Consider the following 23,806-nt stretch of genomic DNA (forward strand, 5'->3'; position numbering starts at 1 on the left):
CCCTATCTTTTTAACTTAACCCCCAGGAATTTTGGGTCTGGTTCCATTTCGCTAGCTTGAGCCAAAATGGTTTGATTTTCGAGTAGCAAAGCGCAGCATACACAAAGTATGTGAGCATCCGAACGCAGAAAATCAAGTCATTTTGGCCAAGATAGTAGAAATGGGATCCTATTCAGGATGTTGCAGCCATTGCTCCAGTATAACACACGCCGCTATACTATCTACCTCAGACTGTTTGATTTTACGATATCCACCTTGTGCAAACAATTGCTCTTTAGCCTCCACAGTTGAGAGTCGCTCGTCAACTAAATGTACTGGCAGAGAAAATCGTTTACGTAATTCTTTGGCAAATCGCCGTGCGGCAGAAGTTGTGTACAATTCACTGCCATCAATACACGTGGGAATACCAACTATTAATGCTTGAGGTGACCATTCAGCAATAACTTTAGCCACTGCATTCCAATCAGGGATGCCCAAACGGGCACCAAGGGTTGCGAGAGGAGAAGCACTGCATGTGAGTTGTTGGCCTACTGCAACACCTATGCGTTTATAACCAAAATCAAAACCTATATAAACAGGACTAGGCATGGCCAATATTTGAACTAAGTTGACTCATTTTGATCCCTAATGTGGATCCCGCATATTCCCAACGATCTTCGAAGGGTACCTCATACAGAATCTCTGAGCGATATGGGCAAATTAACCAAGTATTTTCGAGAAGTTCTTTTTCTAATTGATTCTCTACCCATCCAGCATAACCTAAAGTAATTAAAACATCTTTAGGTCCTTTATCTTCTGCAATAGCGCGAATAATATCATTTGATGTGGTAACCGTCACCTCATCTTGCAGAAACAAGCTGGAACGCCAACCTCCAAATTGTTTATGGATAACAAATCCCCTCTCAGGTTGAACCGGGCCACCAAACATTAAAGGCAACTGGCTTTGTTCCATACGAACTGGCTCAATATGGAGTTGCTCAAAAACAATTGACAAAGGAAATTGCATTGGGCGATTTATAATTAAGCCCACTGAACCTTGTTCATGGTGTTCGCAAATATAAATAACGGTTCTTTCAAAATTGGGATCATTAAGGGAAGGCATTGCGATCAGCAAGTGATTAGCCAATGAGCTTATAATTGCCATGAGCCCTCCTGAAAGGTCAGTTTATTAATTAGTATCTTTATATTAATTATATACCATAAACAAATTGTTTAATTTTTATTCTTCTATTGAAGATCACGTTCAACTGAAACCTTTACATAAAGTGTTGCTTGCTGAGAGAATGGTCTTCCTGCTGTATACGATACCGACGTAGAATCAGTATCCTGTGTTCCCTCAGCAGTTCCTAGAGAAACCCACTTATTCAATGGAACCATTAAAGTAGTATCTATATTTTGATTATCAAATTGTTGCCCTCCCGCAGGATCTTGCTGTTCACGTACTCGACGTAGCTTTAGTTCGACCTTTGAGCCACGCATAATGGGTTGCACCAATAAACCATTTTTGATTTGATGCTGTTGGTAAGCGATTCCTGTTGTAAAAAATCCTGCACCTACTGAAGTGATGATGGGTACTTCTTCATCGGTAGATACGAACGCGGATTCGCCACTCATTACTTTAACGGATTGTGAGCGTTTTACTTCAGCTGGAGATTTTGTACTGTAGCTTACGGAATTTTCATTTTGGGCACTAAGCCAATCCGGATCACCTTGATAAATGGAAATTTTAAATGTTACTGGAGGTACATCAATTTGGTGTATTACAGTTCTGATTTGGGTAAGTGTTTGCGGCGAAACCTGAACTACTAAAGTTTCCCCGGAACCGCTTATTTTTTCCCCAGTTTGCAATAAGGGTTGTATTAATTGGATAACTTTTTGGACTGGAACATAGTGTAACTCAATAACTTTTGTGATTGTTTGGGAAAATACATTACTTGCTAAAAACAGTAATCCTATTAGGCAAAATCGCTGCATCCTCAGCTCCTTGTTCCTATTCCCTAGACAATGAAGAAAAATTTATAGTGGTAAACCCTAGTATTTTCAATTGTAGACTAATATGAAAGATTCATGTAACAAATTGAAAATATTTTTATTTTTAACCTCGAAAGATCAAAGAATAAACTGAAAAAATCTTCGAACGCTGATTCAATAGTTTTGTTCCTGAAAAAGTTTGGGTATACTTCTCAAAAATTTGCTTAAGAGATGCAAACATGGGTAGCATATTTAATATATTTGGTCCTTCTCCGATAAGGCCGATAGAACAACACATGCGTAAAGTACATCAATGTGCCAAACAACTCTACCCATTTTTTGAAGCAGCCCTAAAAAAAGACTGGTCTACTGCGAATAAAATAGCAGAAAAAATAATTTCCCTAAAAAAAGAAGCCGATTTAATCAAGCGGGATCTACGTCTTCATTTGCCTACCGGTCTCTTTCTTCCTGTTTCTCGAACTGATTTGCTTGAGGTGCTCAGCGCCCAGAATCTTATTGCAAAAAAAACTAAAGCTATCGCCAAACTCATCATAAGTAGACAAATGCTCATTCCAGAATCACTCGTTCCCGTTTTTATGCCTTTTTTAAGTCGTTGTCTGGATGCATCAAAACAAGCTTGTAAAGCAATCAATGAATTGGATGAATTGCTTGAGGCAGGCTTCAGAGGATCTGAAGTTAAAATCGTTGAAGAAATGATCTTAACACTTTATGAGATTGAACATGACAGCGATGAACGCCTAGCGGATATCCGACATCGTATTTTTGAAATCGAAAAAGATTTATCTGCAATTGATGCAATTTTCCTTTATGAATTAGTCCAATTGATTGATGATTTAGCCGATAGTGCTCAGCATGTGGGTAGTCGTCTTCAAATTCTAATAGCTCGGTAGTCACTTTTTATGGATTATTCAATTATATATCTTCTTGCAGCAGTCATTTTGTGTTTTCTTATGACTTGGGGGGTTGGCGCTAATGATTTAGCCAATGTCATGAGCACTACTATGGGCTCAAAAGCAGTTACTGTCAGACAAGCGATGCTGATCGCCATAATTTTTGAATTTGCCGGGGCATTTTTAGGAGGAACCGGTGTTACAGAAACAATGCGCGATGGGATTATTAATTCCAGTGAGCTCTCTGGACAACCACTCATTCTTATTGAAGGAATGCTGGGTGTTTTATTAGCATGCACGATTTGGATGAATCTCGCAAGTTACCTTGGTGTTCCTGTTTCTATTACTAATGCTTTAGTAGGTTCAATGGTAGGTTTTGGCACCTTAGTGCTAGGTCCGCAAGCAATCCATTGGAACCAAGTAAGCCGCATTGCTATAAGCTGGATTACCTCACCAATGATTTCAGGGATCACTGCTTATGCATTATTTATCAGTATTCAGCAAACTATTTTTGTCAAAAGTAATCCACTAGCCAAAGCTAAATTGTATATCCCGATTTACCTTTTTCTCATTGGCTCTATTTTGTCATTTATCACTGTATTTAAAGGGCTCCATCATTTTCACATTCATCTCAATTTTAAACAAAATCTTGCAGTTACTTTGGCGACCAGTATTGTTATTACAATTATAGGAATGGTCATTATTAAACGAATCCCGGAACCCCATAGAATAAGACGCAGAGAACGATTTATCCAGGTTGAAAAATATTTTGCTGTACTCATGGCGATGACCGCATGCGCAATGGCTTTTGCACATGGTTCGAATGACGTAGCATTAGCCGTGGGGCCACTATCAATTATTTACAGTTTGATCATGAATTCTCATCAAGCGTTTGATGCCAATAATTACCCAGCCTGGATCATATTATTAGGCTGTATTGGCGTAGTAACCGGTTTGCTTATGTATGGTAGAAAAGTTATTGAAACGGTAGGCAGCGCTATCACTGCACTTACTCCTAGCCGCGCCTTCGCCGCTACTCTTTCTGCCGCAACCACTGTTGTTGTAGCAACAAGTACAGGCATACCCGTTTCAGCGACACAAACATTGGTTGGTGCAGTTCTTGGGGTAGGTTTAGCACGAGGTATTGGCGCATTAAATCTGATTGTAATTCGCAATATCTTTATGTCCTGGATACTGACATTACCTGCAGCATCTCTCCTTACGATTTTAGCTTACAAATTGCTGCATTATTTTATAGGGTAGGCCAATAGATTACATTTTTTGACATTTGTTTCTTTGCACGGCTGATTTGGCCGCATCTTGGGCGAGAATCTAACCGTTAACCATTAACATGAGGAACCTGAGCCCTTACTGAGTGTTGCAGAAAGGAACTAAGGTTGCAAAGCCTGGGTTCCGCCATGTGCCCCTCAGGCTACACCAATATTTAAAACTCTTCCCAGATTTCGCCCTCTTTGTTTTCGTAATCTTTATTATCACGCATTAAAAAAATACGCTTGTGCTTGTTAATTTCTTTTATTTGCGATGCGGATTTATTATGCGTTGCGTCAAATTCAAATAAAAATTTATCATAGGGACTTACATAAGCTTTATCTATATCGTCTGAATTCATAACTAATCCAAAATAACTATAATTTAAATCAGGTATTTTATAGCTTTTTCGGCTAAGTTACCATTATCCTAGAAAAAGTAGTTGAACCGTGCTAACTAAATTAGGGGCTGAAGATGAGTTTAAAAAAAGCAGAGTTACATGTCCATTTGGAAGGGACCATCACGCCAAAATTAGCTGCAAAACTGGCCGCACGTAATAAATTAGTTCTTCCGGAAGGCCTTGTTGCTCCAGATGGGAAAAGTTATTTATCCAAAGATTTTCTCGATTTTTTAAAAGTTTATGATACCCTTGCAGCGCTGATTCGCTACCCTCAGGATTATTATGATATTACCTTAGACTATTTACGAGCTCGAGCCCAAGAAGACACTATTTATGTGGAGATGATGTATTCACCTGATCATGCCGAGCTTTCCAGTAAAATTCCTTCTGCAGAACATTTGACTGCAATTCAACAAGCAATTGACGATGCTGAAGAACAATATAACATAGTAGGACGAATTATAATGACAGCGGTACGTCATTTTGGCGTCCCAGCTGTAGAGCATGTTGCGCAACAAACTCATAAAGACAGGTTTCCATGCGTCACAGGCTTTGGCCTAGGGGGGGATGAAGCAAAGTTTCCTCCGAAACTTTTCAATAAAGCATATCGCATCGCAGCCGATGCGGGTTTACAATGTACTGTGCATGCAGGTGAATTTGCTCCTGCAAGCGGAATGGTTGAGGCAATGGAGAATCTTCCAATCCAACGTATTGGCCATGGAGTTAATTCAATTTATTCCCCAGAAACAATGGCTATGGTAAAAGAGAGAGGGATCGCTTTAGAGGTTTGTCCTTCAAGCAATATCTTTTTGGGTTTATTCAAAGATATGAATGAACATCCCTTACCTAAATTTTATGATGCAGGCATCAAGATCAGCATCAGCTCAGATGATCCGCCATTTATGAATACCACTCTGGGTCAAGAATATCAACGTGTACAAAAATCGTATCACTACAGTGATGAGACAATGAACAAAATCACACATATGGCTATAGAAGCTGCTTTTGTTGATAAAAAAACCAAAGCAGAACTGCTCGCAAGAATTTAAATTCATTTCTACGTATCGTGCTTTTATGCACGGACGTAGCGAGTTTATAAAAAACTTTGTGAGGGTCTCTTAGGCCGTAACCAGAAAAAACTGTCTCAAAAAAACCAAGTTCCGCGAGAGGAGCCTGAATCTTCTACACATCATGAAAAAAAGTCTAGCTCTATTCCGACGTCCAGCGCCTTGTCCGCGGGATCCAGAAGATCTGTTCTCAAATACTCGAGCCGCGGGGCGTAGGAAAGATGTGGATCAAGAGACAAACACTGCTTGCAGGCTGCATACATTATTTGAATCTTTAATTTTTCTGTGCTTCATCGCACAGAGGTATAAAAAAACTAATCACCTCGCAGCTCACCCAACAATTGCTCGATGTAGCGCCTGCACGTCAGCGGGTGATGCAAAAAATTAATAATGCGACGTGTGCCACCAGTTCCTGTAATGCATATCATCCCATAGCTCAACATACTGCCTAAGATCGATTGGCGGATATCAATTGCTTCAATCTTGCTTAATGGAATATCAATCGTTTGTCTTACAACAACCCCGGTGCGGATAATAACATGATTTTTCTTGATCGTAACCGAAGAAAAATAATAGGTCATCCACGTCATGCCAATCCATAGCAAAGCTAAAGCCGCCAAACCGTACCCAATTTTTTGTAAAATATCCATTTCTACATAAAAGACAATTGCCAAAGCACCGCATAAGGCAAGAGCTGGCCAAAGAAATATTATCCAATGCATTCGCGTAAAAAAAATAACATTACTGTCGTAGGGCTTCTCAAACATGGATTCACCTATAATCCTGAATTATTTACTAAAAAATTATAATATTGCATTTAGCTTGAATTTGCTATTCTATACTTTGTATGAAGTATATACTAACCCTCTTAATTTTTTTAGAATCGAAAAATGCGCTCAATCAGTCACTGCCTTAATAAACAACTTGCAGACCTCTGCCAACGCTCTGTTCAATTGGAAGAGCTTACAAATAAAATCAAGCTTATTCTACCTGAAGCCTTAGCAAATGAATGTCAGGTAGGAAGTTTTAATAAGGGTTGTTTGTTATTAACAACTACTGATGCCGCCTGGGCATCGCAACTACGTTATGCGATTCCTGAACTACGCGATAAATTACGTAAAGAAGCTGGTATGTATCAGCTTTCTTCAATTAAAGTGAGTGTCATTGAAGCCCAAATTCAATATGAAAAATCGCGACAGTCTCAAAAACATGAATTGTCAGAAAAAGCTAAAGCGATCATAATTAGTGAAAGTCAAAGTTGTACGTATGAACCATTACAAAAAGCATTATTGCATTTGGCTGATGGTGATGATTAGCAGTACAAATTACAGATATACCTAGAATAAATTTCTGAATCATTCTCAATTGAACACTATGGCAAAACGACGTGTTACCCATTCTGAGCCAAGATAAGTAAAACAATCGTGCAAGTAATCATTCAACTCTTCCTCTTCCAGCACATGTTCTTGACCAATAGGTTCAACATCATGATGAAAATAAGTATCAAAATAGCGTATTGAAAAATCGAGATAATCTCGTGTATGGAGAATAAAGGAATGCCATAGTTCATCAAGAATGAGTAATGGACCAAAAAGATAGGTTTTTTTACCCTGTTTTGCCCTTTGTGCATTGAGCCACATCCAGGACAATAAATCTGCAAATAAGACCTGACTTTCTTGCTCAGAAAACTCAGGATGAAAATGGCGAAAATGGTTTAGTACTGCATTATTTTGATAATCAAGCAGAGCGGATAAATTAATCATCCGCAACATGCTTTTTTATTACTTGGTCTTTGTATTACATAACGTACAATACGGCAGATCATTTCTTCTTTCGTCATTATTATCTCCACGCCTGTGATTATAAATAAACGGTGCAGACAGTCTAACCAATGTCCATAATGGAAGCAATTTAATTCTTTTATTTTTCACTTCAATGCACATTGTTCAAGCTCAATCCTGAATATTCAGGATTGAGCACTTAATTACCAAATCACACAACGATTTTTATTTACCATAGGACTGTCATTCGGAATGTGGAAGGCTTCCTGAAATTGTGGAATATTAGCCAAACTCCCATTCACTCGATATTGGGCTGGAGGATGCGGATCAGTAGTTACCTGATTACGCAGTTGTTGGGGTCGAATGTTCATTGCCCAGACATGAGCTGTTGCTATAAAAAATTGCTGCTCTGGTGTAAAACCCTCAATTGTAGGGGCATTTTTATATGCATCAGAACGTTGGAAGGCTCTATAGGCAAGAGTGATACCTCCCAAATCAGCAGTAGCTTCTCCTACAACCAATTTTCCTTGTACGCGCAAACCTTCATCTACATCATATTGTGAAAATTGATTCACGATACATTGTGTTGCCGCCTTGAATTTTTCTAAATCACTTGGTGTCCACCAATTTTTTAAATTACCATGACCATCAAATTGTGCACCTTGATCATCAAATCCATGAGTCATTTCATGTCCCATTACAAAACCAATTGCTCCATAATTTAAAGCAGCAGGTGCATTAGGATCAAAAAATGGTGGTTGGAGAATGCCCGCTGGAATATTTAAATTATTCATTGATGGATCATAATATGCGTTAATCGTTTGTGGTGTCATAACCCATTCAGTTCTATCTATGGGTTTACCAATTTTATTAAGATCACGTTGGGTTAAAAATTCATTGGCTCGAATTACATTTAATACGTAGGGTCCTCGATTAACAACCAATTTGGAATAATCCCACCACTTAGAAGGATAACCAACTCGCTCTTCCATCATATCAAGTTTTTTCAATGCAGCTTTACGAGTAGCAGGGGTCATCCATGATAAAGTATTGATGTCTTCACGCAAGACTGCGCGAATATTTTTGAGTATATCCAAAGCCTGTTTTTTATCTTCTGGAGAGAAATAGCGTTCCACATACATTTTTCCTATGGCAAAACCTAACGCCCCATTTTCTGTGCCGACAACCCGTTTCCATCGAGGTAATATTTTCTCAGCACCAGTCAAAACAGCTACCATCTTAAAATTTTGATCGACAAAAGGTTTAGATAAGTACGAAGCAAAAGCATCAATTAAATGCCAACGCAAGTAAGTTTTCCAATCTTCTAAAGAAACCGTTTTTAATTGCTTGTCCATATCCTTAAAAAACTCAGGCATTGCTAAATTCATACTCTTTATTTGAGCTTGTCCCATTGCCGAAAAATATGCCGGCCAAGAAAAATTGGGAGTTACTTCGGCGAGTTGGGCTCTATCCATAATATGATATATCGCATGAGGATCACGTTGCTCTACTTGAGACATGGAAACCCTAGCCATTTGTGTTTCTAATTTCATTACAGTATTGGCTTCAGCTGCTGCTTTATCAGGAGAATCCCCTAATAACTCAAACATTTTAGCGATATGATTGGTATAAGCCTCGCGAATTTGTTTAAATTTAGCATCATCTTTTAGATAATAATCGCGATCGGGCAAACCTAACCCACCCTGCATGACAGCAGCGATCATCTCTTCACTATTTTTAAAATCTTGCATGCTACCAAAATTAAAGAAAACACCTACGCCTATTTGATGCAAATGTGCTATTTCACTTTGTAAATCCGTCAAATTTTTTAAATCTTTAATACGATCAAATTCAGGCTGTAATGGTTTAATGCCCAGTTGGTTGATGCTGGTTTCATCCATACCGCTGTAATAAAAGTCACCTACTTTTTGTTCTATGCTACCTGGTTTTGCTTTGGTATTTTTTGATGCATTGATTAACATCTGATGAATAATATTTTGGACTTTTTCATTGATAAGATTAAAGCTTCCCCAGCTTGAATAATCAGGAGGAATTGGGTTGTTTTTTTGCCAATTACCGACAGCGTAAGAATAAAAATTCTTACTCGGTGGAATATTGGTATCCAACCAATTCAAATGAAGTGCTTGTTCCGTTATTTTTTGTGGTTCAGTGTTTGCAGAATATATTGAGGAGCTGCATAACAAAGCCAAAACAAAAAGGCTACCATTAAGTTTCATACTACAACTCTCCCTTGCCAATTATTTATTGTTAATTCACCAAGAAATTTAAATAAACCTAGACAGGTGGAGGCAAAACCATAACCAGTAAATATCTCTGAAATCCAGTTTTCCCGGGTTATGAATTCACCTTCACCTTACACTTGTGCACAATTTAGCAAAAGCCATGTGACCAAGAGACAGGTTACTCCCAGGGCTACATTTTCCTACGCTTCGACAGGATAAAATTCAGTGTGCATTGCAGGGAGATATTCTTCTGTATCAAAATAAGTATATTCCCAAGCGTCTTGTCTTGCCATTAATTCCCGTAATAATCTGTTATTCAGTTCATGTCCTGACTTATAACCTTCGAATGCGCCAATCAAACTAGAACCTAACAGATACAGATCACCAATTGCATCCAATACTTTATGAGAAACAAATTCTGATTCAAAACGAAGTCCATCATCGTTGAGAACACGGTAGTTATCAACAACTATGGCGTTATCCAAACTACCGCCTTTTGCCAAATCGCATTCCCTTAATTTTTCATAATCGGAGAGAAATCCAAATGTACGTGCTCGGCAAACTTCTTTGACATAAGAAGTTGTAGAAAAGTCAAAACTTACTGTTTGTGGTTTATTATTAAAAGCCGGGTGGTCAAAATCAATAGTGAAGGTAATTTTATACCCATTATAAGGATAAAATTGAACAAATTTCCCATTATCTTCTACACGAATAGGCTTAAGAATACGTATGTACTTTTTAGATGCATTTTGCTCGCGTATACCTGCTGATTGAATCAGGAAAACAAAAGGAGCCGCGCTACCATCCATAATTGGCAACTCTGGGGCATTCACATCAATGTAAGCATTATCAATACCCAGCCCTGCTAAAGCAGAGAGCAAATGTTCCACGGTTGCGATTTTAACAGGCCCATGATGTAGCGTGGTACAAAGCATAGTGTCACCCACATTCTCATATGACGCAGGTATTTCTACAACAGGTGAAAGATCTACCCTTCTAAAAACTATGCCTGTATTCACAGGAGCAGGTCTCAAGGTTAAAAGCACTTTTTCACCGGAATGCAATCCAACACCAGTTGCCTGGATCACCTTTTTAGGAGTTCTTTGTTTTGTCATTCAGTGCTCACCTTGTTCCTCATCATTTTAGTTTTACTTTGCACGCAAAACTTCGTGATCGTATCAATATTTTAATATTTAGTCTAATTATTTTTGTATCAAAGACTTAAATTTCCCTTCCTCTGCACTATGAAGAGGAAGGATCAGAATATTTATACCTCTTCTTGTCGTCGTAAAAACGCAGGAATATCAAGATAATCCACATCAGGAATACTCTCACTATTTTGCTTTATAGAAGAGGACATATTTGCTTGGGCTTGTTTGCGAACAAGGGCTGGTCTATCTAACTGCTGATAATCCAAAGAACCATCACTACGCGTTGTTTCAATCAAACGTGCACGATGTGCGTGTTGTGGTTGTGCCTGCTGATGACGTTGTCGTCCATCACCCAGACCTGTCACAATAACGGTTACACGCATTTCATCTGTCATTTCTGGATCAATGACTGTTCCTACTACTACAGTTGCATCATCAGAAATAAATTCTTTGACTACATCGCCTACTTCCTCAAACTCACCAATTGACATATCAAGGCCAGCGGTAATATTGACCAGGATTCCACGGGCACCTGAAAAATTCACATCCTCCAATAAAGGAGACGCAATAGCAGCTTCAGCAGCTTGACGTGCTCTTTGTTCGCCTACAGCGCTGCCTGTACCCATCATAGCCATTCCCATTTCTGACATTACGGTACGTACATCTGCAAAATCTACGTTGATCAAACCTGGGCGAGTAATTAAATCTGAGATGCCTTTAACTGCACCAAGTAACACATTGTTCGCTGCCTTGAATGCATTAAGAAGACTAATGTTTTTTCCTAAAACGCTGAGTAATTTATTGTTAGGAATTGTGATCAATGAATCAACATGTTCTGCTAAACGACGAATTCCTTCGTCAGCTGCTAAGGCTCGCTGCTTGCCCTCAAATGAGAATGGCTTGGTGACAACAGCTACGGTTAGTATGCCTAATTCTTTGGCGATTTCCGCAAAGACAGGCGCAGCACCAGTTCCAGTGCCTCCCCCCATTCCTGCAGTAATGAACACCATATCTGCACCACTTAAGATTTCACGAATATGGTCCCTGTCTTCTTCTGCTGCTTCACGACCTATTTGTGGATTTGCACCAGCACCTAAGCCTTTAGTGAGCTCATCACCCAGTTGAATGTGTATTTTCGCATTTGAGCCCCTTAATGCCTGCGCATCAGTATTAGCGCAGATAAATTCAACTCCATCAATATTTTCTGCAACCATATGCTCGACGGCATTACCACCTCCACCGCCAACACCAACTACCTTAATGACTGCGTTATTATTACTATGGTGTTGGCCTTCCATTAATTCAAACATAACCCTGCTCCCCTCATATGTTTAATCTTTTAACAAAAAACCGGCAGTAAACTTTTGGTCGAATCGATTACCAGTTTTCATTTTTTAAATGTTTTTTGAAACCTAAAAATTACCTTGGAACCATTCTTTCATACGTGCCCACAAACTCTGGGTATTATCATTCATTTTGGGTACAGTGTAGTTTGATTCATACTGCTGCTGATAACCTTGCAACAACAATCCTACGCCTGTAGCAAAAGAAGGATTTTCAGTTGCTTCAGCCAACCCAGAAACATGATGAGCACAACCTTTTCTTACCGGCATTTCAAAACAGAGTTCTGCAAGTTCAATGCCTCCTCTCACATTGGCAGCACCGCCCGTTAGAACAATGCCTGCAGCCATCCTATCTTCAAAACCACTACGTCTTAATTCATTTCGTACTAAAGTAAATAGCTCTTCATATCGCGCTGCAACAACATCAGATAAAGCTTTAGCTGATATTTTTCTTCCTGGCCTATCATTGACGCTGGTCACTTCCAACATCTGATCTGAATTGGCTAATTCGGTTAATGCAACCGCGTGATTCAGTTTAATGGATTCTGCCGCTTTTGTAGGTGTGCGTAAAGCCATAGCGATATCATTGGTCACTTGATCTCCTGCAATAGGAATTACGGCTGTATGCTGAATTGCACCTTCACAAAATATCGCAATATCTGTGGTGCCACCCCCAATATCAATCAGGCAAACACCCAGATCTTTTTCATCATCGGTCAAAACAGCATGGCTTGAAGCTAGTTGTTCAAGAATGATGTCATTTACCTCTAGACCGCAACGACGCACACATTTAACTATATTTTGTGCAGCGCTTACTGATCCAGTGACAATGTGTACACGCGACTCAAGCCGCACTCCTGCCATTCCTATAGGTTCACGGATACTGCCTTGTTGATCGATGATAAATTCCTGAGGTAAAACATGCAGAATTTTTTGATCTGCAGGAATTGCTACTGCTTTTGCAGCATCAATGACGCGTTCTACATCAGCCTGCGATACTTCTTTATCGCGGATGGCAACGATACCATGTGAATTTAAACTACGAATATGACTACCAGCAATACCTGCATACACAGTTCTTACCTCACAACCTGCCATAAGTTCAGCCTCCTGAACAGCACGTTGAATGGAATTCACAGTAGCCTCTATATCAACTACAACGCCACGTTTTAAACCACGAGAAGGATGACGACCTATTCCGATAATTTCTATTGCACCGTCCGAGGTAACTTCTCCAATTAAGGCAATTACTTTTGAAGTTCCTATATCCAATCCAGTGATAATATCTTTTTCTATTTTTTTTGCCATTATCGTTCCGTTTGTTGTTTCCACTGCACCGCCATACCACGTGGATAACGCAGGTCCACGCTAGACAATTGCTCAATTTTTTCTGCAAATACCGCTGGATATGCTTTACAAAAACGCAGCAATCGGTCTTCTAACTCTTTCTTTCCTAAATATATTTTTATACCATTGCCTAAAAGCAATACCCAAGATTGGTTTTCTCTTAGATGCAGTCCAGCAGCGTTTAAACCATATATTGATAATATCTTACTCAATTTTTCGTAAACTTGTAAGACTTCTGCTTGTTGAGATAGAGGTCCTTTTAATTGTGGTAAGTTTAGACCCTCTGGTACAGCACCTTCATTAAATAATCTGCCGTCCTCAGTCATCAAAGCATTGTCCCAAACCGCAACTGGTTTTTTCTCAACGAGCCTAATTTTTAATGTATCTGGCCAAACACGCTCCACGGAAGCAGTGTCGACCCAGTTCAGCTCATTTAATTCACTCTCTAATGCTCTTACCGATAAAGTAAAAAAGCTATTGCTCAAGTGTTTTGATAATACACCTTCCAATTCTTTATGTGTAACATGCTCATAATTTGCAGCAATTTTGATTGTAGTGACTGGAAACCGTTCCACATCAGACACATAATAATAGCCTAATCGACAAGTTAAAAATATTGCGCTTAAACTGAGTACCAATAACCAACAGATGTATCGCAAATTCCCGGAATAAACATCCCTATTTCTATTCATGGTGTTCACAGATAATTGGTTACTAAATGTCGCCGGCAATTCTGATGTACCGTTGCAATACGGATCAACTCGTCCAGTAACTCAGGATAAGATAAACCACTTGCCTGCCATAGTTTTGGATACATGCTAATCGAAGTAAAACCAGGTAAAGTATTTACCTCATTGAAATAAATCGTTTCGGTTTTGTCATTAACAAAAAAGTCAATACGTGCCATACCCTTACATTTTAATCGGATAAAAATATCTGCGGCTGCCTTTTTTAATTGCGCATACAAAGTCTGAGTTAAAGGAGCGGGTATAATTAGATCTGTTTGTCCGCTCTCTAAGTATTTCGCCGAATAAGAATAAAAGCCATCCGGATGATTAACACGTATTTCACCCGCAATACTGACTCTTGGCTCTCCCGCAGGTACCGCACTTTCTAATACTGACAATTCAATTTCCCGTCCAGGAATAAATGATTCAATCAAAATCTCTTCGTCATAACGTAATGCATCATCAACTGCTACGAGCAATTCAGCCATATTTTTTGCTTTATGAATGCCTACACTGGAGCCCATTGCACAAGGTTTAACAAATAAAGGCCAGCCAAATTCTTCTGCAACTTCCTGACAAAAACGTTGTCTTTCAGTTGCTGGGGTATGCCATGAAAAAAGCTTATAGTTCGCTGATTTCAAACCATTGACGCAGACGATGCGTCTTGCCATATCTTTATCCATTCCAATGGATGACGAAAGTACATCACAACCAACATAAGCAACACCGGATAATTCAAGCATTCCTTGCAAACATCCATCTTCGTATAAGGGGCCATGGACTATGGGAAAAACCACATCAGCATCAACAGATAAACGTCCATTAATAAATAAGCTTGGCATAGGTTTGGAGCGTTCTGTTACTACTGGAAGTTTTTCTTTATAAGCGAGTAAATCATGATATTGATGAAGATGAAATAATCCATCCTTATCCATTGCTACAGGGATAATGTTATATTGTTTCGCATCCAAATGTGCAAGAACAGAAGCAGCTGAAATTAATGAGATTTCATGTTCCCCTGATTTTCCACCATAAAGCAGAACTAGATTGAGAAGCTTGGACATTAACGGTCTCCGATTATGTGAACTTCGCGCATCAACTCAATTGTTGTCTGCTCACGAACTTTAGTTTGTACTAAATGTATCAATGCTTCAATATCTGCAGCAGTTGCTGAGCCTTGATGATTGATAATAAAATTAGCATGCTTTTGAGAAACCACTGCACCTCCGATATTGAAACCTTTTAATCCACAAGATTCAATAAGCCGAGCTGCAAAATTCCCTGGAGGATTTCGAAACACAGACCCACAATTGTATTCATTAGTTGGTTGTGTATTTGCCCGATGAGCCAACAAATCTTTTATAACCTGCAATGAAGTTTCTTTATCACCAGAATTTAATTTAAATGTGGCTGAAATAAACCACTCATCAGGAGGTCCCGAAACATGTCGATACGCTACTTCGTATTCATCAGGCTTACGAATTCTTATTTCACCGCTTCGAGTCATGGTCTGCAGCTCCACTACAAACTGCCAGGTTTCACCACCATGACAACCAGCATTCATTCGCAATGCCCCTCCCATGGTACCAGGGATTCCTGCCCAAAACTCGCCACCAGACAAATCATTGCGCGCACAAAAACGGGCCATGCTCGCACAAGATACTCCTGCTTCGACTTTAACTGTCTGGGTGTCTAAGAGTGCCATTTCTTTCAGGCATCCTTGAGTGAGAATCACTGTTCCTGAAAATCCACCATCGCGAATCAAGGAATTGGATCCCAATCCCAACCATAATAAAGGTTCTGTTTCAGGAAGCTTACGTAGAAATAAAGCGAGATCAGCGATATTTTTAGGCTTATATAGCTTGGCAGCAGGCCCCCCTACACGCCAGGTTGTATATTCCGCCAAAGGCTCATTATAAAGCAAATTGCCTTGGAATTCAGCTACAAGGCCACAATCATTCTCAGTTGGACTCATGTCGCCCTCACATTTCTTTCATCAAGTTCACAGCAATTTGACCAATACTCCCAGCACCTTGCATCAAAACCACATCGCCATCTTTAATCAACTGATTTAGCTTTGCTTTAAGCGATTGTTCATTTACAAGAGTTACTTTTTTATCTTTACCTCTAATTTTTTGTGCCAGACTCTCACTGGTTATCCCTGGAATCTCAGGTTCCCCTGCAGAGTAAATATCAAACAAGAATAATTCATCGGCAAGGCTTAACACATCAACAAATTGATCTTGCAAGGATTGAGTTCTTGTATACCGATGCGGTTGGAAGACGTGTACAAGTCGTTTATTGGGCCAAACATGTCGAAACGCATCGATGGTTGAGAGAATTTCTTGAGGATGATGCCCATAATCATCAACGATAAGAGCCGTACCATTCTCAAATTTTTTCTCGCCTAACATTTGAAAACGACGACCTACTCCCTGAAATTTTACCAAGGCACGTATAATCGAAGCATCATCCACACCTAATTGGGTTGCTATCGCAATAGAAGCCAAGGCATTTAACACATTGTGACGACCTGGATATTGAAATTGGATGTTTAATGAAGAATATGGAACAGGACGTACTACCGTAAATTCACTAATCAATTCATTTTGGATCCAATTAGTTGCCCGGTAATGAGCCTCCTCAGCAAACCCGTATGTTAATGTAGGTCGTTCAATAGCTGGAAGGATCTTGCGCACCTCTGGGTCATCAATACATACCACTGCCAACCCGTAAAAAGGCAAATGGTGTAAAAATTCAAGAAAAGTTGTTCGTAATTTATCAAAATCATTCTCATAGTTATCCATATGATCTGCATCAATATTCGTCACTATAGCCATCATAGGTTTTAAGAAAAGAAATGACGCATCACTTTCATCGGCCTCAACAACAAAATACGGAGATTGACCAAGTTGAGCATTAACACCCAGGCTATTCAATTTTCCACCGATCACAAAACTTGGATCTAACCCGCCTTCAGCCAAAAGACTACTTACCAGACTTGTTGTTGTCGTTTTGCCATGGGTTCCAGCCACAGCAATGCCATGACGAAAGCGCATGAGTTCAGCAAGCATCGCTGCTCGTGGAATTACTGGAATCATTTGTTCGCGAGCAGCCATAATTTCGGGATTATTCATACCAACTGCTGAAGAACGAACTACAACATCCGCCCCTTTTATATGTTCCGCTTTATGCCCCATATAAACAGGAATTCCTAAGGATTTTAACCTTTGTACCGTACTGCCTTCGCCTAAATCAGAACCTGTAATACGGTATCCTTGGTAGTGTAATACTTCAGCAATACCACACATACCTACACCGCCAATTCCAACAAAATGTATTTGTTCTACGCAGCCCATCCTTGAAGATATAAATTGTCCTGAATTACCCACAAATGCCCCCTTAAGCTGACAGAGGCCCTAAGCCCAGAGCCTGCCAACGATTTTCATGATCAATGCGCAATAATAACGCAATTACAACACAATTAATAACCATACTTGCGCCACCATAACTCATTAAAGGTAAAGTTAACCCTTTTGTCGGTAATAGACCCGAGTTAACTCCCATGTTTATAGCAGCCTGTAACCCCAACCAAAATGTCAAACCATAAGCAGTATATGAGGCAAATAACCTCTCTTGCATATAAGCATTATACGCAATAATCAAACCTCTAATCACCAATATACTGTATAGGGTCATGACCATTAAAATACCTACCAGTCCTAATTCCTCTGCCAATACAGCAAATAAAAAGTCAGTATGGGCTTCTGGTAAATAGAGTAATTTCTGAATACTTTCTCCCAAACCTGACCCAAACCACCCTCCCCGACCAAATGCAATCAAGGATTGAGTCAACTGATATCCACTATTATACTGATCAGCCCAAGGATCTAAAAATGCAGTCAAGCGGGCAACCCGATAAGGGGATGAAACCGCCAAAAATGCCAATGCTCCCATGACCACAATCATTAATCCTATATAATAGCGTAATTTTACACCAGCTAAAAACAGCATGGCCATAACAGTACCTGAAATCACCACCGTAGCCCCAAAATCTGGCTCGAGCAATAATAAAAAGGATACAACTCCTAAAATCACCATTGGCTTAATAAAACCCAAAATACTACTACTGACAGCTTCCTGTTGACGTACTAAATAACCTGAAAGATAAAAAATCATCGTGAGCTTGGCTAATTCGGATACTTGGATACCTATTGGCCCAAAAGCTAACCATCGTCGACTTCCATTGACTGCTCGACCTATTCCTGGAATTAATACAATAAGCAACATCAACACACAAATTAACAACATCGGCATGCTGATGCGCTGCCAAATACTGCTATCCATCCTGATCACAATAAGAGCAATCATTAAACCAGCAAATAAATAACATGCTTGACGAATTAAAAAATGGAATGGTTGATGAAAATATTTGGTAGAGATCATGACCGAACTTGAAGCCACCATCATTAGTCCGATAATGAGCAAACCGATGACCACACTAATTAACCATTTATCATAAAGTGAAATAGGTCTGCTGACAGGTTTGCCTCTTTGATTCACATGTCTTGGCCGCATTGATTACAATCCATTCACTAATGAAGCAAACGATTCGCCGCGATGATTAAAATCCCGGAACATATCCAAACTGGCACAAGCGGGGGATAATAAAACAACATCACCTGGTTTTGCCTGTGACTTGGCTATAACTACTGCATTATCCAATGAAGAAGCACGCGCTATGGGCACTACATTAGCTAATGCAGCTTCAATCTTATCGGCATCTTCACCAATTAAAACAATGGATCTTACATAATCAGCTATAGGTTGCGCCAGCTCACTAAAATCAGCCCCCTTTCCTTGCCCACCTGCAATAAGTACAATCTTTCCTTGCATAGAACCTCCTATTCCATTAATTGCAGAAATCGTTGCACCAATATTAGTCCCTTTAGAATCATTAATCCAATCAACGCCATCAAGAGTTCGCACCCATTGACAACGATGCGGTAAACCCGTGAATGAAGTCAATACACTTATAATATATTGTTGTGAAATACCTGCGGCATCCGCTAAAGCGGAAGCAGCAAGAGCATTAAGCCAATTATGGACACCTTTTATCAATACAGACTCAACGGGCAAAATGTATGCACTTCCCTTTGCCAAGTATATTTTATCGTGTTGCGTGATCAGCCCCCAATTGTTTTTTTCCGGGGCGTCAATACCAAAAGAAATACGATTAACCGCCCCAGTTGGAACAGTACAAGAATCATCCCGATTAAATAATGCAATTTGTGCTTTATCATATATTCGTTGTTTGGCTTGCGCATAAGCCTCCATAGTATGATGTCTGTCCAAATGGTCGGGAGTCACATTGAGAATGGTCGCAGCAATCGGAGTTAAAGAATAAGTTAAATCCAATTGAAAGCTGGATAACTCCAAAACCCATAAATCATACTGATGCGCATCATGAAGCATATCAAGAACTGGTGTTCCAATATTTCCAGCCACAGCAACTTTATATCCTGCTGCCTTCGCCATTTCTCCCACTAAGGTAGTAACTGTTGATTTTCCGTTGGTTCCTGTAATTGCGATCACTGGTGCATGAATCTCTCGGGCCAAACATTCTATATCCCCATACACAGCAATGCCCATTTGCATTGCCTTTTTTAAAAAAGGGGTATCCAAAGGTAAACCTGGGCTTGCAATGATATCTGACAATTGGCCTATTATTTCATCAGGAATGTCCTGGGTATAAACACGGACATTCGGAAATTCTTTTGTAAATTCGGTTACACTCTGAGCTTGTGCGCGGGTGTCAAACGCAATAAAAGGTTTATTTTTACCATGTAAATATCGTGCTACCGATACCCCAGTTTTACCCAAACCTGCAACTAAATACAAAGGAGGATTCATGAGTGCACCTTTTTATCGAAGTTTTAAAGTAGCTAACCCGCATAACACAAAAACAACAGTAATAATCCAGAATCTGACAATTATTTTAGGTTCTGACCATCCCTTTAATTCGAAATGGTGATGTAAAGGCGCCATTCGGAATAAGCGTTTACCATGAGTATATTTAAAATAACCTACCTGCAAGATAACTGAAATTGTCTCAATAACGAATAAACCACCCATCATTAATAAAACCAATTCCTCTCTGATAACTACAGCGACTATACCTAAAGCTGCCCCTAAAGCTAAAGATCCCACATCACCCATAAACAATTGTGCAGGATAGCTGTTGTACCAAAGAAAGCCAAGTCCTGCGCCGACAATGGAAGAACAAAAGATGGTTAACTCCCCTGTATTAGGAACATAGGGTATACCCAGATAAGGTGCATACACCGAGTTGCTTGAGGCATAAGCAAAAATTCCTAAGGCACCAGCAACCATGACAATCGGCATAATTGCTAAGCCATCTAATCCATCTGTCAAATTCACTGCATTGGAACTTCCGACAATTACAAAATAACCTAAGATAGGAAATAAAATCCCTAAACCTATAGTCAGGGATTTAAAAAAAGGAACAGTCAACTGGGTATGGACAGGTAACGTAGCATGCATATATAAATAAATTACAGCAATAAGTGCAATGACTGATTGCCAAAAATATTTCCACCGGGCAGGCAATCCTTTACTGTTTTTTAATACCAGTTTACGGTAATCATCAACCCAGCCCACTACCCCATTCGCAAGAGTAACCAAAAGAACAAGCCATAAACTGGATTGTTGTAAATCCCCCCAAAGCAAACAACTCACTGTGATTGCTAACAAGATTAAAACCCCTCCCATAGTTGGGGTTCCTGCTTTGGATAAATGTGTTTGGGGACCATCATCTCGTACCATCTGACCAATCTGTAAACCTCGCAACCAGCGAATCATCACCGGACCACATAGCAACCCTACTATAAGTGCAGTCAATGAAGCCAAAATGGATCTGAAAGTTAGATATTGAAAAACTCTTAACGCATGATATTGCCCTTGAAATAGCTGCGTTAGCCAGTAGAGCATAATTGTTCCTCTTGTTTACCCCAACTTATGGGTTGTTTTAAATAATGCCCAACAGGATAATGGGCCAAAAAAGCGGCCAAGCATACCATAAATCAATACACCATTCAGCATCATACAAAAAATTCTTTTGGCTCTTAATTCGATTATTGATTACCGTATAGGTCAGACACACTGGACTCCATTCAGTCTATATCAGTTGATGTACAATTTTTTCCATTGCACTGGATCGAGATCCTTTTACTAAAACAACAGTATTCGGTGATAATTTTTCCACCAGGTTTTGCACCAGTTGTTCTTGGTTAGTAAAATGCTCGCCACCAGCACCAAATGCCTCGGCAGCCAATTTGCTATTGGAACCACAGCTGAGTAATTGATCGATTCCCAAGCGACGTGCTGCAAATCCAACTTCCTGATGGTGCTGACTCGCCCAAATACCCAACTCGCCCATATCCCCAAAAACAAAGATCTTTTTCCCAGGGTGCTCTGCCAATACTTCTAACGCAGCTAAAACCGAGCGTAAATTTGCATTGTACGTATCATCGATCACAATAGAGTTATTTTTTCCTTCAAGAATGGTTAAACGTCCTTTTACCCCGCCAAAGCAATTTAGCCCATTTTGAATTTCTTTTATGGAAATGCCTACAGCATGACAACATGCTGCAGCGGCCAAGGCATTACGAACATTATGTAACCCAGGAACTTTTAAATGGATGTCCGCTTGCCCGTTAGGTACGATTAAAGAAAACTGGCCACAGCCATTAGCATCCAGCACCACATCTTGGGCATAAATATCCGCAACGTGATCTAAAGAAAAGCGAAGGACCTTTTTGTCAATTAACAACTCATCCCAGAAATGAGCATAAGCATCATCATCATTGACTACTGCAATACCAGCAAGGGATAAGCCTTGATGTATTTCTCCTTTGGCACGAGCAACACCATCTATAGAACCAAAACCTTCAACATGTGCTGGAGCAATGTTATTAATTAAGGTCACATCAGGATGAACAACTGCAACAGTATGCGCGATTTCGCCAGGATGATTTGCTCCCAACTCAAAAACTGCATAACGATGGGTGCTATTCAATTGTAAAATGCTTAATGGCGCACCAATATGATTATTAAAATTTCCTTTGGTCGCATGGGAAGGAGCTGGTAAAATAGCAGCAATCATTTCTTTGGTTGTGGTTTTTCCATTGGATCCGGTTAACGCGATGACGGGGCAATGTATATTTTGTCGATGCGCAGCTGCTATTTTGGCCAATGCTTGTATTGGATCTGGAACAACAAATTGTGGTATGTGCACCCCATCTACAGCATGATTCACTACTGCAGCTACCGCACCCCGTGTTTCCGCTTCCTTAATAAAATCATGCCCATCAAAGCGTTCACCCTGTATGGCAATAAACAAACTCCCTGGTTTTAGTTCTCGGCTATCAGTACAAATACCAGTAAGTTCAGCATTGATCTGACATGGTTGGGCAAGTAATGCAGCAACAGTATTTAGGTTCATAGTATTAAGACATGGCCAAAAGTCTAGTGTACTAACACTTGAGCATAGAGTTCAAGTGGGTAATCGCAGTAAAAGCAATCCCTCTTCTCTTCATCCCCTTTTAAACAAGTAGGAAAAAGAGAGTTCCATTTTTCCTTAGGGAAAAACTAGAATAATAAATTGCAGTTTGCGTGAAACGCAGCGTAACCCGGGTTTCAGAAAATAAACTCTCAAAGCCAGGGTGCCGCTACGATTCATCCAGGCTGCACTGTAGATTTAGACAGCAGCAGACTCAAAATGAGACTGATTAATTTGCAACAGACGATGATAACGAGCAATACGCTCTTCCGTCAGCAACTGACGCTGATCATCGAGTAAGTGAGCATCCAAACCTTCGCTTAATTGTCTTGCTGTTTCTAACATCACTGTAAATCGCTCAATATCAATACCGGGATTTTTTGAAGAATGCATATATAAACAAAGGCCACGTACGCTAAAAGCACCTATATTTTGCAAATCAAAAACCCCTGTCGCAGTTGCTGCCGCCAAGCTACATAAAACCGGTCCTTGGCCATTAGGAAATTGATGGCGATGAAATAATTGACCTTGTCCAAAACGCAGGCCAGCTGCCAAAACGGTTTGTAATAATTCATATCCTGCAAATTGTCTGTTTTCTTTTGCGAGTAAAAAAATCATCAAAGTAAAAGGATTTTCTGTTTTTACTGTGGCTTCAACTTCTAACTTAGGTTCTGGCCTGGGCTCAAGCTCTCTCATTAGTGTTACTTCTTCATCATCATCCTGAGGCATCAAGCGTGGTTGTGAAGGTTTTGCATTTGGTTTTTTAAATACTTGCAAATCCTCATCCACGTCTATTTCATTCTCCATGGCTGCAGCATTGATTTTGCGTACAGCAATTATGTCATCATTATAATTTTGTGTGTTTTCAGAACCCTTTTCGGTTTTTTCCAAACTAGGTTGATAACGTTCTGGACTTAAGCTCTGTCTTCGAGCTTTCATTAAGCGCCCAATTGCTACGATAACACCTATTAACAACAGGACATTAAGAATTAAGCTCCAATTTGCCTGCATCAT

General features: G+C 39.8%; 23 protein-coding genes. 4 read left to right on the forward strand and 19 right to left on the reverse strand.

Annotation, left to right across the window (positions count from 1 at the left end; genetic code table 11):
- Positions 1-168 precede the first annotated feature (168 nt).
- From ruvX to FOLKNPGA_RS14430, 3 genes are all read right to left on the reverse strand, one after another.
- Complete coding sequence (gene ruvX / locus FOLKNPGA_RS14420) at positions 169-588, reverse strand: Holliday junction resolvase RuvX (protein ID WP_182350553.1); 420 nt, start codon at positions 586-588, stop codon at positions 169-171.
- Entirely contained in the window at positions 581-1,144 is a 564-nt protein-coding gene (locus FOLKNPGA_RS14425; RefSeq protein ID WP_182350554.1) for a YqgE/AlgH family protein, read from the reverse strand. The genes ruvX and FOLKNPGA_RS14425 overlap by 8 nt, the downstream gene beginning before the upstream one ends.
- Positions 1,145-1,227: 83 nt before the next feature.
- A complete protein-coding gene (locus tag FOLKNPGA_RS14430; protein WP_182350555.1) occupies positions 1,228-1,974 on the reverse strand; it encodes a type II/III secretion system protein in 747 nt (248 codons plus the stop codon).
- 236 nt (positions 1,975-2,210) lie between these two features.
- Between FOLKNPGA_RS14430 and FOLKNPGA_RS14435 the strand changes: the two genes are divergently transcribed.
- Both FOLKNPGA_RS14435 and FOLKNPGA_RS14440 read left to right on the forward strand, forming a co-directional pair.
- On the forward strand, positions 2,211-2,882 hold the full coding sequence (locus tag FOLKNPGA_RS14435) for a TIGR00153 family protein (protein WP_182350556.1): 672 nt from the start codon (positions 2,211-2,213) through the stop codon (positions 2,880-2,882).
- Positions 2,883-2,891: 9 nt separating this feature from the next.
- Positions 2,892-4,145 carry an inorganic phosphate transporter gene (locus FOLKNPGA_RS14440; RefSeq protein ID WP_182350557.1) on the forward strand — a complete coding sequence of 418 codons (1,254 nt, stop codon included), beginning with the start codon at positions 2,892-2,894 and terminating at the stop codon, positions 4,143-4,145.
- Between the two features lie 181 nt (positions 4,146-4,326).
- Here the strand turns inward: FOLKNPGA_RS14440 and FOLKNPGA_RS14445 are convergent, their stop codons facing one another.
- Complete coding sequence (locus FOLKNPGA_RS14445) at positions 4,327-4,512, reverse strand: CBU_0585 family protein (protein ID WP_182350558.1); 186 nt, start codon at positions 4,510-4,512, stop codon at positions 4,327-4,329.
- Between the two features lie 113 nt (positions 4,513-4,625).
- Between FOLKNPGA_RS14445 and FOLKNPGA_RS14450 the strand changes: the two genes are divergently transcribed.
- Positions 4,626-5,600 carry an adenosine deaminase gene (locus FOLKNPGA_RS14450; protein WP_182350559.1) on the forward strand — a complete coding sequence of 325 codons (975 nt, stop codon included), beginning with the start codon at positions 4,626-4,628 and terminating at the stop codon, positions 5,598-5,600.
- A 332-nt stretch (positions 5,601-5,932) separates the two neighbouring features.
- Here FOLKNPGA_RS14450 and FOLKNPGA_RS14455 read toward each other — a convergent pair whose 3' ends face one another.
- Positions 5,933-6,385, reverse strand: coding sequence for a PH domain-containing protein (locus FOLKNPGA_RS14455; RefSeq protein WP_182350560.1), 453 nt, complete (start codon positions 6,383-6,385; stop codon positions 5,933-5,935).
- A gap of 123 nt (positions 6,386-6,508) precedes the next feature.
- Between FOLKNPGA_RS14455 and FOLKNPGA_RS14460 the strand changes: the two genes are divergently transcribed.
- Complete coding sequence (locus tag FOLKNPGA_RS14460) at positions 6,509-6,934, forward strand: DUF721 domain-containing protein (RefSeq protein ID WP_182350561.1); 426 nt, start codon at positions 6,509-6,511, stop codon at positions 6,932-6,934.
- A 45-nt stretch (positions 6,935-6,979) separates the two neighbouring features.
- Here FOLKNPGA_RS14460 and FOLKNPGA_RS14465 read toward each other — a convergent pair whose 3' ends face one another.
- The 14 genes from FOLKNPGA_RS14465 to FOLKNPGA_RS14530 form a co-directional block, all read right to left on the reverse strand.
- Positions 6,980-7,381, reverse strand: a complete 402-nt coding sequence (locus tag FOLKNPGA_RS14465; RefSeq protein ID WP_182350562.1) for a hypothetical protein — start codon at positions 7,379-7,381, stop codon at positions 6,980-6,982.
- A gap of 221 nt (positions 7,382-7,602) precedes the next feature.
- On the reverse strand, positions 7,603-9,636 hold the full coding sequence (locus FOLKNPGA_RS14470) for a M13 family metallopeptidase (protein ID WP_182350563.1): 2,034 nt from the start codon (positions 9,634-9,636) through the stop codon (positions 7,603-7,605).
- A gap of 206 nt (positions 9,637-9,842) precedes the next feature.
- Positions 9,843-10,757 (reverse strand): UDP-3-O-acyl-N-acetylglucosamine deacetylase, encoded by a 915-nt coding sequence (gene lpxC / locus FOLKNPGA_RS14475; protein WP_182350564.1) that lies wholly within the window; start codon positions 10,755-10,757, stop codon positions 9,843-9,845.
- Between the two features lie 152 nt (positions 10,758-10,909).
- Positions 10,910-12,103, reverse strand: coding sequence for a cell division protein FtsZ (gene ftsZ / locus FOLKNPGA_RS14480; RefSeq protein WP_182350565.1), 1,194 nt, complete (start codon positions 12,101-12,103; stop codon positions 10,910-10,912).
- Positions 12,104-12,205: 102 nt separating this feature from the next.
- Positions 12,206-13,444, reverse strand: a complete 1,239-nt coding sequence (gene ftsA, locus FOLKNPGA_RS14485; protein WP_182350566.1) for a cell division protein FtsA — start codon at positions 13,442-13,444, stop codon at positions 12,206-12,208.
- Positions 13,444-14,175, reverse strand: a complete 732-nt coding sequence (locus FOLKNPGA_RS14490) for a cell division protein FtsQ/DivIB (protein ID WP_182350567.1) — start codon at positions 14,173-14,175, stop codon at positions 13,444-13,446. The genes ftsA and FOLKNPGA_RS14490 overlap by 1 nt, the downstream gene beginning before the upstream one ends.
- Before the next feature lie 5 nt (positions 14,176-14,180).
- Complete coding sequence (locus FOLKNPGA_RS14495) at positions 14,181-15,275, reverse strand: D-alanine--D-alanine ligase family protein (protein WP_182350568.1); 1,095 nt, start codon at positions 15,273-15,275, stop codon at positions 14,181-14,183.
- Positions 15,275-16,186 (reverse strand): UDP-N-acetylmuramate dehydrogenase, encoded by a 912-nt coding sequence (murB, locus tag FOLKNPGA_RS14500; RefSeq protein ID WP_182350569.1) that lies wholly within the window; start codon positions 16,184-16,186, stop codon positions 15,275-15,277. The genes FOLKNPGA_RS14495 and murB overlap by 1 nt, the downstream gene beginning before the upstream one ends.
- A gap of 7 nt (positions 16,187-16,193) precedes the next feature.
- The gene (gene murC / locus FOLKNPGA_RS14505; protein WP_182350570.1) at positions 16,194-17,603 is read right to left on the reverse strand and encodes a UDP-N-acetylmuramate--L-alanine ligase; all 1,410 of its coding nucleotides are present in this window, start codon (positions 17,601-17,603) and stop codon (positions 16,194-16,196) included.
- Between the two features lie 10 nt (positions 17,604-17,613).
- Positions 17,614-18,789 (reverse strand): putative lipid II flippase FtsW, encoded by a 1,176-nt coding sequence (gene ftsW / locus FOLKNPGA_RS14510; RefSeq protein WP_182350571.1) that lies wholly within the window; start codon positions 18,787-18,789, stop codon positions 17,614-17,616.
- A 3-nt stretch (positions 18,790-18,792) separates the two neighbouring features.
- Positions 18,793-20,124: a UDP-N-acetylmuramoyl-L-alanine--D-glutamate ligase gene (gene murD, locus FOLKNPGA_RS14515; RefSeq protein WP_182350572.1), complete on the reverse strand. Its 1,332-nt coding sequence runs from the start codon at positions 20,122-20,124 to the stop codon at positions 18,793-18,795.
- 12 nt (positions 20,125-20,136) lie between these two features.
- Positions 20,137-21,222 (reverse strand): phospho-N-acetylmuramoyl-pentapeptide-transferase, encoded by a 1,086-nt coding sequence (gene mraY / locus FOLKNPGA_RS14520; protein ID WP_182350573.1) that lies wholly within the window; start codon positions 21,220-21,222, stop codon positions 20,137-20,139.
- Between the two features lie 187 nt (positions 21,223-21,409).
- Entirely contained in the window at positions 21,410-22,735 is a 1,326-nt protein-coding gene (murF, locus tag FOLKNPGA_RS14525) for a UDP-N-acetylmuramoyl-tripeptide--D-alanyl-D-alanine ligase (RefSeq protein ID WP_182350574.1), read from the reverse strand.
- 255 nt (positions 22,736-22,990) lie between these two features.
- Positions 22,991-23,803 carry a cell division protein ZipA C-terminal FtsZ-binding domain-containing protein gene (locus tag FOLKNPGA_RS14530; protein ID WP_182352877.1) on the reverse strand — a complete coding sequence of 271 codons (813 nt, stop codon included), beginning with the start codon at positions 23,801-23,803 and terminating at the stop codon, positions 22,991-22,993.
- Between the last annotated feature and the right edge of the window lie 3 nt (positions 23,804-23,806).

The organism is Legionella sp. PC1000 (assembly GCF_014109805.1).
Classification (GTDB): Bacteria; Pseudomonadota; Gammaproteobacteria; order Legionellales; family Legionellaceae; genus Legionella; species Legionella resiliens.

What these genes read in the sequence shown, in the direction of transcription:
- ruvX (WP_182350553.1), bottom strand. Translation starts at nt 588, where the DNA reads ATGCCTAGTCCTGTTTATATAGGTTTTGATTTTGGTTATAAACGCATA.
- FOLKNPGA_RS14425 (WP_182350554.1), bottom strand. Translation starts at nt 1,144, where the DNA reads ATGGCAATTATAAGCTCATTGGCTAATCACTTGCTGATCGCAATGCCT.
- FOLKNPGA_RS14430 (WP_182350555.1), bottom strand. Translation starts at nt 1,974, where the DNA reads ATGCAGCGATTTTGCCTAATAGGATTACTGTTTTTAGCAAGTAATGTA.
- FOLKNPGA_RS14435 (WP_182350556.1), top strand. Translation starts at nt 2,211, where the DNA reads ATGGGTAGCATATTTAATATATTTGGTCCTTCTCCGATAAGGCCGATA.
- FOLKNPGA_RS14440 (WP_182350557.1), top strand. Translation starts at nt 2,892, where the DNA reads ATGGATTATTCAATTATATATCTTCTTGCAGCAGTCATTTTGTGTTTT.
- FOLKNPGA_RS14445 (WP_182350558.1), bottom strand. Translation starts at nt 4,512, where the DNA reads ATGAATTCAGACGATATAGATAAAGCTTATGTAAGTCCCTATGATAAA.
- FOLKNPGA_RS14450 (WP_182350559.1), top strand. Translation starts at nt 4,626, where the DNA reads ATGAGTTTAAAAAAAGCAGAGTTACATGTCCATTTGGAAGGGACCATC.
- FOLKNPGA_RS14455 (WP_182350560.1), bottom strand. Translation starts at nt 6,385, where the DNA reads ATGTTTGAGAAGCCCTACGACAGTAATGTTATTTTTTTTACGCGAATG.
- FOLKNPGA_RS14460 (WP_182350561.1), top strand. Translation starts at nt 6,509, where the DNA reads ATGCGCTCAATCAGTCACTGCCTTAATAAACAACTTGCAGACCTCTGC.
- FOLKNPGA_RS14465 (WP_182350562.1), bottom strand. Translation starts at nt 7,381, where the DNA reads ATGATTAATTTATCCGCTCTGCTTGATTATCAAAATAATGCAGTACTA.
- FOLKNPGA_RS14470 (WP_182350563.1), bottom strand. Translation starts at nt 9,636, where the DNA reads ATGAAACTTAATGGTAGCCTTTTTGTTTTGGCTTTGTTATGCAGCTCC.
- lpxC (WP_182350564.1), bottom strand. Translation starts at nt 10,757, where the DNA reads ATGACAAAACAAAGAACTCCTAAAAAGGTGATCCAGGCAACTGGTGTT.
- ftsZ (WP_182350565.1), bottom strand. Translation starts at nt 12,103, where the DNA reads ATGTTTGAATTAATGGAAGGCCAACACCATAGTAATAATAACGCAGTC.
- ftsA (WP_182350566.1), bottom strand. Translation starts at nt 13,444, where the DNA reads ATGGCAAAAAAAATAGAAAAAGATATTATCACTGGATTGGATATAGGA.
- FOLKNPGA_RS14490 (WP_182350567.1), bottom strand. Translation starts at nt 14,175, where the DNA reads ATGAATAGAAATAGGGATGTTTATTCCGGGAATTTGCGATACATCTGT.
- FOLKNPGA_RS14495 (WP_182350568.1), bottom strand. Translation starts at nt 15,275, where the DNA reads ATGTCCAAGCTTCTCAATCTAGTTCTGCTTTATGGTGGAAAATCAGGG.
- murB (WP_182350569.1), bottom strand. Translation starts at nt 16,186, where the DNA reads ATGAGTCCAACTGAGAATGATTGTGGCCTTGTAGCTGAATTCCAAGGC.
- ftsW (WP_182350571.1), bottom strand. Translation starts at nt 18,789, where the DNA reads ATGCGGCCAAGACATGTGAATCAAAGAGGCAAACCTGTCAGCAGACCT.
- murD (WP_182350572.1), bottom strand. Translation starts at nt 20,124, where the DNA reads ATGAATCCTCCTTTGTATTTAGTTGCAGGTTTGGGTAAAACTGGGGTA.
- mraY (WP_182350573.1), bottom strand. Translation starts at nt 21,222, where the DNA reads ATGCTCTACTGGCTAACGCAGCTATTTCAAGGGCAATATCATGCGTTA.
- murF (WP_182350574.1), bottom strand. Translation starts at nt 22,735, where the DNA reads ATGAACCTAAATACTGTTGCTGCATTACTTGCCCAACCATGTCAGATC.
- FOLKNPGA_RS14530 (WP_182352877.1), bottom strand. Translation starts at nt 23,803, where the DNA reads ATGCAGGCAAATTGGAGCTTAATTCTTAATGTCCTGTTGTTAATAGGT.